This window comes from Frankia sp. CcMO1, assembly GCF_977945845.1.
On sequence record NZ_CDWTMG010000039.1, the window covers coordinates 15,423 to 28,373 of the forward strand.

A 12,951-nucleotide genomic window follows, 5' to 3' on the forward strand; every position below is an offset into this window, starting at 1 on the left:
CACGGTTCCGGGAGAGGGTCGGTGGGACGGGTACCACCCGTCCCAGACGCAAACGGCGCCCGTCCGGAGTCCGAACGGGCGCCGCGGCCAAGCTACTTCGCGCCGCCGACCTTCTCGCCGGGGCGCCGCCGACCGAACCGGCGCTCGAACTTCTCGACCCGGCCGCCGACGTCGAGGATCTTCTGCTTGCCGGTGTAGAACGGGTGGCACTGCGAGCAGACCTCGGCGTTGACGACGCCGTTCTCCTTGGTGCTGCGGGTGGTGAAGGTGTTCCCGCAGGTACAGGTGACCGTCGTCTCGTGGTAGGTCGGGTGGACGTCAGACTTCATGATCCCTCTTTCGAAGTGGCCGCCGGGTCGTCGTCTCGCGTGGACGACGTGAACCGGAGCCGGTCTGCTGCCAGTCTGCCAGAGGCCGGGTGCACCGACCGCCAGCCGATGCCAGGGGTCCCCACACTGCGCCGAAGACGCCAACGGCTCCCCCCAACAACCCCCCAGCAAGATCGCCGAAGGCGATCGCGCGGAAACCCCGAACGGCACCCAACGCCAGGGGTCCCCACACTGCGCCGAAGGCGCCGTGTGGGGGAAGGCTAATCCTGAGGCGGTGCGGTCTTGGCGATCTGCATCAGGAACTCGTAGTTCGTCCTGGTCTGCTTGAGCCGGTCGAGCAGGAGCTCGAGGGCCTGCTGGGTCTCCCTGGTGTGGAGCACGCGACGCAGCTTGTGCATGATCGCGAGCTCGTCCGGGGCAAGCAGGATCTCCTCCTTGCGGGTACCGGAGGCGTCAACATCCACCGCGGGGAAGATCCGCTTATCGGCGATCTTGCGATCGAGTTTGAGCTCGGCGTTGCCGGTTCCCTTGAACTCCTCGAAGATCACAGTGTCCATCGTCGAACCGGTCTCCACCAGCGCCGTCGCAATGATCGTCAGAGACCCGCCGTTCTCGATGTTGCGGGCCGCGCCGAGGAACCGCTTCGGCGGGTAGAGCGCCGTCGAGTCGACACCACCGGACAGGATACGACCGGAGGCCGGGGCAGCCAGGTTGTAGGCACGGCCCAATCGGGTGATCGAGTCGAGCAGCACGACGACGTCGTGGCCCAGCTCGACCAGGCGCTTGGCCCGCTCGATGGACAGCTCGGCAACATTGGTGTGATCGGCCGGTGGACGGTCGAAGGTGGACGCGATGACCTCGCCCTTGACCGACCGCTGCATGTCGGTGACCTCCTCCGGCCGCTCATCGATGAGCACGACCATGAGGTGGACTTCCGGGTTGTTCGTCGTGATCGCGTTCGCGATGGACTGCAGCACCATCGTCTTACCCGCCTTGGGCGGGCTGACGATCAGGGCCCGCTGCCCCTTGCCGATCGGCATCACGAGGTCGATGACCCGCGTGGTCAGCATGTGGGGCTCGGTCTCCAGGCGCAGCCGCTCCTGGGGGTAGAGCGGAGTCAGCTTGGTGAACTCCGGCCGGCCGCGCGCCTCCTCGGGCTCCATCCCGTTGATGGTGTCGAGCCGGACCAGCGCGTTGTACTTGTCCCGGCGCTGCTCGCCCTCCTGCGGGGCGCGGACGACACCGGTGATGGCGTCACCGCGGCGCAGCCCATTGCGACGCACCTGGGCGAGGCTGACGTAGACGTCGGTCGGGCCGGTCAGGTACCCGCTGGTCCGCACGAAGGCGTAGTTGTCCAGAACGTCGAGAATGCCGGCGACGGGGACCAGGACGTCGTCCTCGCGCAGGACCGGCTCGTTCTCGCTCGGGCCGGCCTGCCCACCGCGACCGCGGTTACGACCGCGTTCCCGGAAGCGGCCCCGCCGGCCACGAGCGGCGAAGTCGTCCTCGCCTTGTCCCCCTTGCCCCCCCTGCCCGGGCCGGTCGCCGCCGGAACGCTCTGCCCCGGACCGGTCACCCTGCTGGGTGCGGTCCACGCGGCTGGGACGATCAGCGGCCTGACGGTCCGTACCGGAGCGGCGGTCCGCGCCTTGGCGGTCCGCCGTGGCACGCTCGCCACCGGCCTCACCGCCCTGACGGTCGCTCGCGCTCACCCGGCCGTTGTCGGCGGAACGATCCCGACGGTCCTCCCGGCTCCGGGGACCGGCATCGGTCTGACGGTGGGACGCGGCGGCCGGCGGAGCCGACGCGGGCGCCCCGGTCGGCTGGGCGGAAGCCACGGCGGAGGCGGCCGATCCGGCCCGGGCATCCGTAGCCGATCCGGCCCGGGTCTCCACGACCGTGTCCCCGGCCGCCGTTTCGGGCAGGGTCGGCTGCTCGACGGCGGGGCTCGCCGCCGCCCGAGAGGCCCCACGACGGGAACGGGTGCGGGTAGCGGTGCCGTCCGGGCCGGCAGCCTGCCGGGACACCCGCGGCGCGGGAGATGTCTCGCTCGCGGCCGGGACCGGTCCGGCGGACGAGGCCGGCCCCGATTCCGCCGGGAGCGGCGCAAAGGCCGAGGAGGCCGCGGGGGCCGAAGAAGTCGCTGGGGCGGGCGCGGCCGCGGACTCGTTGTTCTGCAGGTTCTGGATCGCGGCGATGAGCTGGCCTTTGCGCAACCGGCCCACGCCCTGGATCCCCAGGGACGAGGCCTTGGCCTGCAGTTCGGGGAGCAGCATCGCGGACAGACCGGTGCCCTGCCGGCGGCGTCGGGTCACGGCCGCGCCTTCTCCGGCCGGAGAAGGCGCGGGGAGAGCGGTCCGGGTGGTACGGCCTGCGCGCGAGTCACCGTTCCCGGTGGGCTCAGCGTTCCCGGTGGGCTCAGCCGAGATGGCGTCTGCGGACGAGATGCCCGCCGCCAAGTCGCTCTCCCGGGGCGATGCAGGCGTCACGGGCGGCGCAAGCGTCACGGGCGGCGCAGGCGTCACGGGCGGCGCAGACTCACGTGCGCTCTGCGGCAGCACGTTGGTGGTGTCGCTCAAGGTTTTCCTTCCCTGAAGGAACTGGCTCCTGGTGAGCCGGGCGTTGCTTGTGGACCTTCTTCGCCTGCACACATGCCGGATGAAGGGGTATACAGCACCGGATGGGCGAGCATCGCGCCCGTGTACGGCGCCAGCGGCCGACTGCCGCGAGCGAACTCGCCGATCCCGCCTGGGGAGTGCCGGTGTGGAGCCGAGGCAACGACGACGAAGCTTATACACCGGAGCCCCGAACCATGTTCCATCTGGCGAGACCAGAGCGGCACGGCGGGAGCGAGCACGCGCCGCGGTGGCAGCGGGTGCAGTCACCAGACTATCCAGCGGCAGACACCTCGGCAACAACCTTGAGACGTCAGGACTTCCCGATGTGACACACAACCGCGAATCGGGAGCTCGCAGCGCCAGCCGTCGCAGCGGATCCCACCGCGGGCAACCGGGTCATGGCGCCGCGGATCGACATCGGATGACGCGTGCACCGCGTCTATCCACCGGTAGCGGGGCGACGGAGAACCCGGCACCCGCCACATCCACCGCCGCCGCGGCCTGTTCACCGCCGACGGCGAGGGCGATGACGGATGGCCCCGAACCGGACAGGGCCGCCGCGATCCCCCTGCCGCGCAGCCGACCGACGAGGTCTGCCGACGCCGGGACGCCGGGGAACCGGTAGGGCTGATGCACCAGATCCTCGGTGGCACGCAGGAGTGCCTCGGCACGTCGGGACGGCTGCCCGGCTGCCGGCTCGGCTGCCGACATCGTCAACGCCAGCAGCGCGGCCCGACCGAGGTTGCGGGCGGCGTTGGCGAATGGAACGCTGCTCGGCAGCGCCCCGCGCGACTGCTCGGTCGACTGTCGTATCGCGGGGATGAAGATCACGGGTCTCAGCTCGGCGAAGGGATCGACGCGCAGGGACCGGGCACCGTCGCCGTCCGGCCACGCAACGGTGAAGCCCCCGCTCAGCGCCGCGGCGACGTTGTCCGGGTGCCCCTCGATGGCGCTGGCGAGCCGCAGCATGCCCGCAGGCCCGAAGAAGCCGGCTCCGGACGCCGCGCCGGGCACCGGGCCCGGCTCGGGCGCGTCATCGGACACGGAGTCCGCGCCGGCGTCGAAAACGGCATCGGCGTCGAAAACGGCATCGGTCTCGAAGGCGGGCCCGAGGTCCGGCTGCGCGAGCGCGGCGGCGGCGACGACCCCGGCGACGATCGCCGCGGCCGAGGATCCCAGCCCGCGGCCGTGCGGGATCCGGTTGACGCAGTGCAACGCGAGACCGGGCTGCGCCCGGCCGAGGGTGTCGAAGGTCGCCCGGATCGCCCGGACCACGAGGTGCGTCTCGTCCCGGGCGACGACGTCCGTGCCGACGACGTCGACGGTGAGGCCGGATCGGGTCGTCTCGACATCGACTTCGTCATACAGGCCTAATGCCAAGCCGAACGCGTCGAAGCCAGGGCCGAGATTCGCGCTGGTCGCCGGCACCCGGACCCGGACCCGCCGCGACACGCCGTCGGCGGCGGTGACCGGCCCGGACCGACCGGCCCGCTCGGCGAAGGCTGCCGTCCCGCCTGGACACGGGGAGAACCGAGTGGTCACGAGCGCCGCAGCCCCAGCGCCTCGGCGGCGCCCGCGACGGTCGGGCGGATCGTTTCCGGCCGGGCCGCGCCGCTGATCGCCCAGTCAGGGTCCTTGAGCCCGTTGCCCGTGACGGTGCACACGACCTGCTCGCCGGGTTCGATCCGGCCGGCCGCCCGCGCCTTCAGCAGGCCTGCGACGCTCGCGGCGCTGGAAGGCTCCACGAAGACACCCTCCCTGCGGGCCAGCAGGCGGTAGGCGGCGAGGATCTCCCGGTCGTTCACGGCGTCGATCAGACCACCGGAGGCCTCCCGCGCCTCGACGGCGAGACCCCACGAGGCCGGGTTGCCGATGCGGATCGCCGTGGCGATCGTCTGTGGCGAGGTCACCACCTCGCCCCGCACGATGGGCGCGGCACCCGCTGCCTGGAAACCGCACATCCGCGGGCGGCCGCTGGCGATCCGGTTGTTCTCCTCGAGGTAGCCCCGCCAGTAAGCGGTGATGTTGCCGGCGTTACCGACCGGCAGGCAGTGGACGTCCGGGGCCCGGCCGAGCGCCTCCACGATCTCGAAGGACGCCGTCTTCTGCCCCTCGAGACGGAAGGGGTTCACCGAGTTGACCAGGGTGACCGGCGAGGTGTCGGCAAGTTCGCGCGCCACCCGCAGGCAGTCGTCGAAGGAGCCGTCGAGCTGCAGCAGCCGGGCCCCGTGGACAAGCGCCTGGGCGAGCTTGCCCAGGGCAATCTTCCCGCTGGGCACCAGCACCGCGCAGGTGATGCCGGCGCGGGCCGCGTAGGCGGCGGCCGACGCCGAGGTGTTGCCGGTGGACGCGCAGATGACGGCCTGGGAACCGGCGCCGACAGCCCGGCTGATGGCCACCGTCATCCCGCGGTCCTTGAAGGACCCGGTCGGATTCGCCCCTTCGATTTTGAGATGAACCTCACATTCGGTGAGGTCGGAGAGATGTGCCGCGGGCAGCAGGGGCGTCCCGCCCTCACGCAACGTGATGACGGGTGTGTCGTGCGCGATCGGCAGACGGTCCCGGTACTCCTCGATGATTCCCCGCCACGGCCGGTGCGGCCGCTCGGGCGCCGCGGACAGCACCGGCACGGCCGGCTCGTCCGCGAGCGGTGTGGATGACGTCGTGGTCACGGCTCACCTCCCTCAACCCGTATCACGCCGGACACCGCCCGGACACCTGCGAGACCGCGGAGCTCCTCGACGGTGGCGGACAGTGCCGCGTCCGGGGCGGCATGCGTCACCAGGACGAGGCTCGCGTCGTCGCCGCGGCCGTCCTGACGAACGCTCCTGATGGACACATCGTGACGCGCGAACGCCCCAGCGACCGTCGCGAGTACGCCGGTCTTGTCGGTGACGTCGAGATTCACGTGATACCTCGTCACGGTACGGCCCATCGGCAGCACAGGCAGCGCGGCGTAGGACGATTCACCAGGGCCGCGACGGCCGGCGATACGGTTGCGCGCGACCGCGACCACATCCCCGAGCACCGCCGAGGCGGTCGGCGCTCCGCCGGCACCCTGGCCGTAGAACATCAGCTGGCCCGCCGCCTCGGACTCGACGAACACCGCGTTGAAGGCCTCCCGCACCCCGGCCAGCGGGTGGGTGCGCGGGATCATCGCCGGGTGGACCCGCACGCTGATCCCCTCGGTCTCGGCCGAGCGTTCCGCCACCGCGAGCGCCTTCACGGTGCAACCGAGCTCCCGGGCGCTGGCGATGTCGGCGGTGGTGACCTCACCGATGCCGACCCGGTAGACGTCGTCGATCGTTACCCGGGAGTGGAAGGCCAACTGGGCCATGATGGCCGCCTTCGCGGCCGCGTCAAACCCATCGATGTCGGCGGAGGGATCGGCCTCAGCATATCCGAGCGCACCGGCCTCGGCGAGCGCCTCGGTGAACGACGCGCCGGTCTCGTCCATCCGGGTCAGCACGAAGTTGGTCGTCCCGTTGACGATGCCGAGCACCCGGTGCACGCGATCCCCAGCCAGGCTCTCGCGCAGCGGGCGGATCAGCGGGATGGCCCCGGCCACGGCGGCCTCGTAGTAGAGATCGGTGCCGGCCGCGGCGGCCGCGTCGTGCAGCGTCGCGCCGTCCGAGGCCAACAGGGCCTTGTTCGCGGTGACCACCGACTTACCCCCCCGCAGGGCGGACAGCAGCCAGGAGCGGGCCGGCTCGATGCCGCCGACGAGCTCGATCACGATGTCGACGTCGTCCCGGGCGACGAGGCCCGCCGCATCCCCGGTGAACAGCGCCGGATCCACGTCGAGAGCGCGGGTGCGGCCCGGCCTGCGCACCGCGATCCCGGCGAGTTCCAAGGGAGCCCCGACCCGGGCGGCGAGATCGGCGGCGTTGGCCTGCAACAGCCGGACGATCTCGCCGCCGACAACCCCACAGCCGAGCAACGCAATCCTCACCGCGCCACCTCCGGGGAGGCCGGGCCGGCGCCCGGCTCGACAGTCAGGCCCGGACCGGCGTCCAGGCGCAGCAGGTCGTCCTCAGCCTCCCGCCGGACGATGATCCGGGCCGCGCCGTCACGCACGGCGATCACCGGTGGACGCGCCACATGGTTGTAGTTGCTGGCCATCGACCGGTGGTAGGCGCCGCTGGCGGGAATGGCCAGCAGGTCACCGGGCCGGACGTCGTTGGGCAGCGGCACGTCGTGGGCGACGACGTCCCCGGACTCGCAGTGCCGGCCGACGATCGTGACGACGTGCGTCGTGGCCAAGCCGGTCCGGGAGACCAGCCGGGCGGTGTAGCGGGCGTCGTAGAGCGCCGTGCGGATGTTGTCGCTCATGCCGCCGTCCACGCTGACGAAGGTGCGCAGCCCGGGCAGCTCCTTGACGGTGCCGACCTCGTAGAGGGTCACCGTCGTCGATCCGACGATGGCCCGTCCCGGTTCCACCGCGAGGCGCGGGACGGTCAGGCCCGCGGCGGCGCACTCCTTGCCGACCACGGCGGTCAGCCGCTCGGCGACGTCGGTGACCTCCAGCGGGGCGTCCTCTCCGGTGTAGGCGATGCCGAGGCCACCGCCGAGGTTGAGCTCGGGCAGTTCGAGGCCGTGGGTGTCGCGGATGCGCGCGAGCAGGCCCACCAGGCGGTGCGCCGCCAGGCCGAACCCGGCCGTGTCGAAGATCTGCGAACCGATGTGCGCGTGCAGGCCGACGAGTTCGAGGGAGCCAGCGGCCGCGAGCACGCGTTCCACCGCCTCGGCCGCCGACCCGCCGGCCAGCGAGAACCCGAACTTCTGGTCCTCCTGCCCAGTGGAGACGTAGTGATGTGTGTGCGCCTCCACGCCCGGGGTGACGCGGATCAGCACACGCTGGCGCCCGCCCGCCTCGGCGGCGACGGCTGCCAGGCGGGTGATCTCGGCGAAGGAGTCGACGACAATCCGCCCGACGCCATAGCCGACGGCCGCCCGCAGTTCCGCGACGGACTTGTTGTTGCCGTGGAAGAGCAGTCGATCCGCCGGGAAGCCGACCGAGCGGGCCACTGCGAGCTCCCCGCCCGTACAGACGTCGAGATTCAGGCCCCCCTCATCCACCCAGCGAGCGACTGTGCGGCACAAAAAGGCCTTGCCTGCATAGTAGACATCACAGTCGGCGAACGCCCGCCGCCAAGCCACGCACCGGGCCCGGAAGTCGGCCTCGTCGAGAACGAAGGCCGGCGTGCCGAACTCGGCAGCCAGCTCGTCGACCCGGATCCCACCGATCCGCAGCACGCCGTCGGCGTCCAGCCGGGCCGTGGCCGGCCACAGATTCTCCTCCAACGGCACCACCGCTGGGCTGTCGATCTCGCTCATCTCGCCTCTGCCTGCCTCAGGCCGCCTGGCCTGCCTCATGCCGCCTGTTTCACGCTTTCCGACCGGCTCGTTCCCGAACCCGCCCGGACGGTCGGACCGACCGCTCGTCACATCCGCTCGGGGGCGCTGACCCCGAGCAGTCCCAGGCCGTTCGCGAGCACCACCTGGGTTGCCGCCACGAGGAGCAGCCGCGCACCGGTGGCCGGACCGGGCTCGGCGTCGCCCTGCGGAAGCACCCGGCAGGAGTCGTAGAACCGGTAGTAGACCCCGGCAAGTTCCTCGAGATAGCGGGCGAGCCGATGGGGGCCGCGCAGCCTCGCGGCGGACTCGATCACTCGGGGGAACTCGCCGAGCGCGCGCAGCAGCTCACCCTCCCGCGGCTGGGTCAGCAGGGCGACGTCGACCGGCTCGGTCGCGGCCGTGAGGCCCAGGGACTCGGCGTTGCGCAGCAGCGAGCTGATCCGCGCGTGGGCATACTGCACGTAGAAGACCGGGTTGTCACTGGTCTGGCGGGCCATCAGGTCCGGATCCAGCTCGAGCGCCGAATCCGGCGAAGAGCGGACCAGCCAGTACCGCGCCGCGTCGGCCCCGACCGCGTCGGCCAGGTCGTGCAGGGCCTGCTCGGACGCCCGGCGGTCGTAGTAGTACTCCGTGCCCACCTCGAACCCGGCCGCGGGCAGGATGCGCCCCAGGGCGTCTCCGACGGCCGCCCAGCGCGCCGAGGCCAGCGTCACCGGGCCGGTCGGGCTCGCGCTGACGAACTCCAGGTTGACCCGGACACCTCGTGGCCTGACCGCCCGGCCGTACCGGTCACCAGCCGACACCACCGTGCGGGCGATCTCCCCGAGGGCGGCGTCGGCCAGCCGGAAGTTGAGGAACCCCGGGCCGGCGACGTCCACGGCGGCGAGCTCGCTGTCGGTGGCGAGCCGCCGGGCCAACGTCTCCGCGACGGCGCGCGGCGGACGACGGGCGGCCCTGGCAAGCTGGAGCGCGACCGGGGATGCGTAGTCCCCGTGCTCGGGCGTCTTCGGCCGCTCCACCGTGACGGCGGTCGGCACAGTCACGTCCAAGTCGCCGTCCGCGACCGCGCGGCCGATGGCCGTCACGATGGCGTCAGCGAGATCGGCGGGGGTCATGACGGCGATGTTATCGGCGCCGGGTCAGACCGGCTGGCCGGCAGCCAGCCGCTGGACCACGCCGATGAGTTCGTCCGGGTCGAACGGCTTGGTCAGGTAGTAATCCACCCCGACCCGCACCCCACGCTTGACGTCGGCCTCCTGGGCCCGGGCGGTCAGCATAATCATCTTGATGGCGGCGGTGTCCGGTTCCTCCCGCAGCCGGGCGGCCACGTCCCAGCCGTTCATCCTCGGCATCATGATGTCCAACGTGATCACCTGTGGGGCGACCTCGTGCACCATCTCCAGGCAGTCCACGCCGTCTACGGCGGTATGGACCTCAAAGCCCTCCAACTCAAGGTTGACGACCACGAGCTGACGTATCACCGCGTCGTCGTCGACGACGAGGACTCGGGGGGTGGCAGGGTACACACCGGAAGCTTACGGCGACCCGGATTCCCGATCCGGCGTTCCGTCCTGGTAACGTAGGCCGTGTTGACCCGGGGCCCCCGTAGCTCAGGGGATAGAGCACCGCCCTCCGGAGGCGGGTGCGCAGGTTCGAATCCTGCCGGGGGCACGTACAGCATCCGCGCAGCGAGGTAACTGGTCGGCTACTGTACGGAGCGCGGAGGCTTCGCGGAGGTGCCGGCAATCACTTCCGCCAGATCGGCGACCTGATCAAGGTTGATTGCTGAGATTTTGCTCATTCGCCTTCCTCGCCCACTACGCCCGGTTCTCCCTCGAATCCCTCGCCCGCTGGCGGCAGCAGACCCCGCGCGGCCCCGCCGCCCGGTGGCACGGAGGGATGAGGCGCTTCAGGTGTCGTCGCTGGTGACTGCCTCGCGGGCGAGGAGGAGGATCGCCTCGATCTCCTCGTCGGTGAGCGTGGCAATGTGCTCCAGCAACTCCTGGCGTGGGTTGGCTAGCTCAGGCTGAGGGGCGGGTACCCGGGCATCGGAGTTCTGCGTGGTGGCGCGCCGCTGCCGGTGCTGGACGTATCCCGCGACCAGGCTGCCGGCGGCGACTGCCACGACGCTGCCTGGGAACAGTGTTCCGGTCGCCTGGGCCGCAGCCGGGATCGAGCGCCGCGGGATCCCGGCGGCCATGATCGAAGCCATCGGAGTTACAGCTCCGACAAGTTTCAGCGCGGCCTGCGCGCCCGCCCCGGTGGCTGCCGCCCTGAGTAGACGTCTGATGAGTTCGTCGCTGGTGGGGGCGGTGCTGGCGTCGAGCAGCGCCGCGCGGGTCATCAGCTCGGCCGTGCTGACCTGCAGGACCTTGGCGAGAGCGGCCAGCTTGGGCGGGGACGGACGACGAGCACCCTGCTCGATCTTGTCCATGTAGAGAGGGGTGATGCCCGCCTGTCTGGCCAACTCGGCTCGGCTCAGGCCGCGGACCTCCCGTGCTTCCTTGATGGCGGCGCCCAGCACACTCACCTGTCCAGAGTAGCACGTACGCACAGAACTGGATCAAATCTCGCCCTATTGACACCCACATCGGATTACCCGACCATGGGAAGGCGATCTACTACGGATCGTTCTTGCTCAGAAGACAGGAGACTCGTTGTGGATGAGCTCCGACCGAGCGTCGAGGACGCCGCGACGGCCAGGTTTACGACTCTCGTCCTGGAGTCGCAGGCGATGGCGCACGGGGAGACCGAGATCTTCGATGCGCAGTTCGATCGGCGGATCGCGGCGGCTTCTCTGGGCGACTTCGGGGTGAACCTGGATACCATCAAGGCACTTGTTTCCCGGTTGGCCACGACCACTAACCCGGACGTCAACGCGGATGGCGAGAGGCCTGTGAACAGGGTGCTCGCCGAGCTGGCAGCAGGGCTGGCAGCGGTTGACCGGCACCTGGTCGAGTTTGTGAAGGCGACGATCAAGGAGATCGAGGAGTTCCTCAACGCCGAGGCGGAAGCCGCTGGCACTGAGGAGTCGAAATGAAATAACTTGCGCGTTTCGAACCCTCCACAGGCCTGTGACCTGCAATGATGCTCTCGATCGCGTATTTGTTACTTCATTACGTCCCCTGAGCCGGTCAACGTGGAGCTCAAGGACCCCGCAGGTGAGGTCGTCGAGCTGGAGGACTCCCTTCTGTGGAAGCTTATACGTGATGAGCTCCGCGACCAGATCATCGCCGATCTCATCGCTGCCGGCGGTTATGTGGCAGCTGTTCGGGAGTGGCTCAAGAGGAACGCGGCTCAGGCCGCTGCGGCGGTCCCTGCCGGTGCCGGCATCGCTGCGGAAACGGCCGCAGCGGGGGGAGGCGCGGGAGCTGCGGTTGTTCCCGCGGCCTGGCTCGCTGCACTGGTCGGTGCCGGGTATCTCGGCTACAGGACATCTGGGGCGACGGTCCGTGCGGGACGGAAGGACGCGGGCCTGATCCTCAACAGCGCGACGGCGAAGTTCAAGCACCGCCGTGTTCCCGAACTGGACGACGCCGTGGCCAGCACGCGGAAGGACACGATCGACCAGCTTCGGACCACCGGGCTGGCGGAGAGGCCCTGCCGTGGTTAGGGATGGCCGTAAGCGTGCGATGGGAGCGTTCAAGGCCGGCGTCGGAGGTGGGGTAGGAAAGGCCGTCGGCGGTGTAGTCGGCGCGCCGGCCGGGCCGACGACGGCGATCGCCGGGGCGGCATTGGGCGCGGCCGCCGGCTATCTGGCGGGCGAGGCGGTGGAGACCGCTATGGAGAAGGGGGTCGAGGCTGCGGGGAGAATCGCAGACGACCTGCGCACATTCGCGGAGACGGTGGCTGTCATGAGCGATGGGACGGTCTATGCGGCGGCCGACAAGACAATCGACCTGGCAGTCGAGGCCGCGACCGCGTCGTAGTCCGCATGCTCGGGGACGCCGTGCTCCGCATCCGCGGTGACGACGACCCGGTCGCCGTAGCCGGCGATCTCACTCAAACGAGCGAACATCTGCGCGTAGAGGGCGATCTCGGTCGGCTGGGTAACCGTCAGGAATCCCGAGACCAGTTCAACGTTCCCCTGATCATTGTCGAAGATCCAAAAATCCTCGACTGGGCTGGCCAGGCCACGATCGCAAGAGGCGGGAATGACGCCGAGGGACACTGCGGACCACGTCGTGACCTCGGCCAGGTGCACGCACTGGCCGCGCATGACCGCCGGCCCGCCGAAGCCGTTGCGCAGCACGGACTCCTCAATGAGGAATGCGGCGGTGCGCTGGTTGGGACACCGGCCCCGCCACAATCCGGACACGGCGGACCTCGACCCCACGGCCGGCCACCTCGGCGATCAGGTCCAGCCACGGCCGGGGGCCAGCCGCCGCCGGAACTCCTCCTAGTTGCCGACGAGCCGCGCCTGAAACCACGGGTCCCCGGCGGCAAACTCGCGTTTGAGGTTCCGCTGGTCAAGAGAGGAAGGGCACCCTGTGGCCATCGAGGACGGCACGGTCGCGGGTTTGCCGAACAATTCGAGATACCGCTGCGCGGCGTTTGGGTTGAGGTCGGGCGTGAGGGCCGACTGCACGTTCTCTGCCTCCTGGGCGCCGACACTGTAGTACGCCTCGTAGGCAAGGATATCCGGG

The 12,951-nt window shown here is 70.4% G+C and carries 14 protein-coding genes, 1 tRNA gene and 1 pseudogene; 4 read left to right on the forward strand and 12 right to left on the reverse strand.

The genetic code is table 11. The annotated features are described in order from the left end of the window. Positions 1 to 92 precede the first annotated feature (92 nt). From rpmE to AC08OU_RS07885, 8 genes are all read right to left on the reverse strand, one after another. Positions 93 to 329, reverse strand: coding sequence for a 50S ribosomal protein L31 (gene rpmE, locus AC08OU_RS07850; RefSeq protein ID WP_476591837.1), 237 nt, complete (start codon positions 327 to 329; stop codon positions 93 to 95). Between the two features lie 260 nt (positions 330 to 589). Continuing rightward, the gene (gene rho, locus AC08OU_RS07855) at positions 590 to 2,908 is read right to left on the reverse strand and encodes a transcription termination factor Rho (RefSeq protein WP_476604578.1); all 2,319 of its coding nucleotides are present in this window, start codon (positions 2,906 to 2,908) and stop codon (positions 590 to 592) included. A 435-nt stretch (positions 2,909 to 3,343) separates the two neighbouring features. Beyond that, complete coding sequence (locus tag AC08OU_RS07860; RefSeq protein ID WP_462186539.1) at positions 3,344 to 4,489, reverse strand: homoserine kinase; 1,146 nt, start codon at positions 4,487 to 4,489, stop codon at positions 3,344 to 3,346. Continuing rightward, positions 4,486 to 5,619, reverse strand: coding sequence for a threonine synthase (thrC, locus tag AC08OU_RS07865; protein WP_462186538.1), 1,134 nt, complete (start codon positions 5,617 to 5,619; stop codon positions 4,486 to 4,488). Before thrC ends, AC08OU_RS07860 begins: the two co-directional genes overlap by 4 nt. Further along, positions 5,616 to 6,899, reverse strand: a complete 1,284-nt coding sequence (locus tag AC08OU_RS07870) for a homoserine dehydrogenase (protein ID WP_476604579.1) — start codon at positions 6,897 to 6,899, stop codon at positions 5,616 to 5,618. Before AC08OU_RS07870 ends, thrC begins: the two co-directional genes overlap by 4 nt. Continuing rightward, a complete protein-coding gene (gene lysA, locus AC08OU_RS07875; protein WP_476601753.1) occupies positions 6,896 to 8,284 on the reverse strand; it encodes a diaminopimelate decarboxylase in 1,389 nt (462 codons plus the stop codon). The genes AC08OU_RS07870 and lysA overlap by 4 nt, the downstream gene beginning before the upstream one ends. A 107-nt stretch (positions 8,285 to 8,391) precedes the next feature. Continuing rightward, positions 8,392 to 9,420, reverse strand: coding sequence for a DALR anticodon-binding domain-containing protein (locus tag AC08OU_RS07880; protein WP_476601754.1), 1,029 nt, complete (start codon positions 9,418 to 9,420; stop codon positions 8,392 to 8,394). A 24-nt stretch (positions 9,421 to 9,444) separates the two neighbouring features. Beyond that, positions 9,445 to 9,831, reverse strand: a complete 387-nt coding sequence (locus AC08OU_RS07885) for a response regulator transcription factor (RefSeq protein ID WP_476601755.1) — start codon at positions 9,829 to 9,831, stop codon at positions 9,445 to 9,447. 73 nt (positions 9,832 to 9,904) lie between these two features. On the opposite strand from AC08OU_RS07885, the gene AC08OU_RS07890 reads away from it, so the two are divergent. Beyond that, positions 9,905 to 9,976 (forward strand) — tRNA-Arg (locus tag AC08OU_RS07890). A gap of 238 nt (positions 9,977 to 10,214) precedes the next feature. Here AC08OU_RS07890 and AC08OU_RS07895 read toward each other — a convergent pair. Continuing rightward, on the reverse strand, positions 10,215 to 10,835 hold the full coding sequence (locus AC08OU_RS07895; protein ID WP_476601756.1) for a helix-turn-helix domain-containing protein: 621 nt from the start codon (positions 10,833 to 10,835) through the stop codon (positions 10,215 to 10,217). Positions 10,836 to 10,964: 129 nt separating this feature from the next. Here AC08OU_RS07895 and AC08OU_RS07900 point away from each other — a divergent pair, with 129 nt between their 5' ends. The 3 genes from AC08OU_RS07900 to AC08OU_RS07910 all read left to right on the forward strand — a co-directional run bounded on the left by AC08OU_RS07900 (position 10,965) and on the right by AC08OU_RS07910 (position 12,234). Next, the gene (locus AC08OU_RS07900; protein ID WP_476601757.1) at positions 10,965 to 11,345 is read left to right on the forward strand and encodes a hypothetical protein; all 381 of its coding nucleotides are present in this window, start codon (positions 10,965 to 10,967) and stop codon (positions 11,343 to 11,345) included. A gap of 99 nt (positions 11,346 to 11,444) precedes the next feature. After that, on the forward strand, positions 11,445 to 11,918 hold the full coding sequence (locus AC08OU_RS07905; protein WP_462186532.1) for a hypothetical protein: 474 nt from the start codon (positions 11,445 to 11,447) through the stop codon (positions 11,916 to 11,918). Between the two features lie 19 nt (positions 11,919 to 11,937). Continuing rightward, positions 11,938 to 12,234, forward strand: a complete 297-nt coding sequence (locus tag AC08OU_RS07910) for a hypothetical protein (protein ID WP_476601758.1) — start codon at positions 11,938 to 11,940, stop codon at positions 12,232 to 12,234. On the opposite strand, the gene AC08OU_RS07915 is transcribed toward AC08OU_RS07910, so the two are convergent. The 3 genes and pseudogenes from AC08OU_RS07915 to AC08OU_RS07925 all read right to left on the reverse strand — a co-directional run. Next, positions 12,177 to 12,641: a Scr1 family TA system antitoxin-like transcriptional regulator gene (locus AC08OU_RS07915; RefSeq protein ID WP_476604580.1), complete on the reverse strand. Its 465-nt coding sequence runs from the start codon at positions 12,639 to 12,641 to the stop codon at positions 12,177 to 12,179. The genes AC08OU_RS07910 and AC08OU_RS07915 overlap by 58 nt on opposite strands. Next, positions 12,565 to 12,735: a DUF6879 family protein gene (locus AC08OU_RS07920; protein ID WP_476601760.1), complete on the reverse strand. Its 171-nt coding sequence runs from the start codon at positions 12,733 to 12,735 to the stop codon at positions 12,565 to 12,567. The genes AC08OU_RS07915 and AC08OU_RS07920 overlap by 77 nt, the downstream gene beginning before the upstream one ends. Further along, positions 12,705 to 12,951: pseudogene (locus AC08OU_RS07925) on the reverse strand (hypothetical protein); the annotation flags it as partial. The gene AC08OU_RS07920 and the pseudogene AC08OU_RS07925, both read right to left, overlap by 31 nt.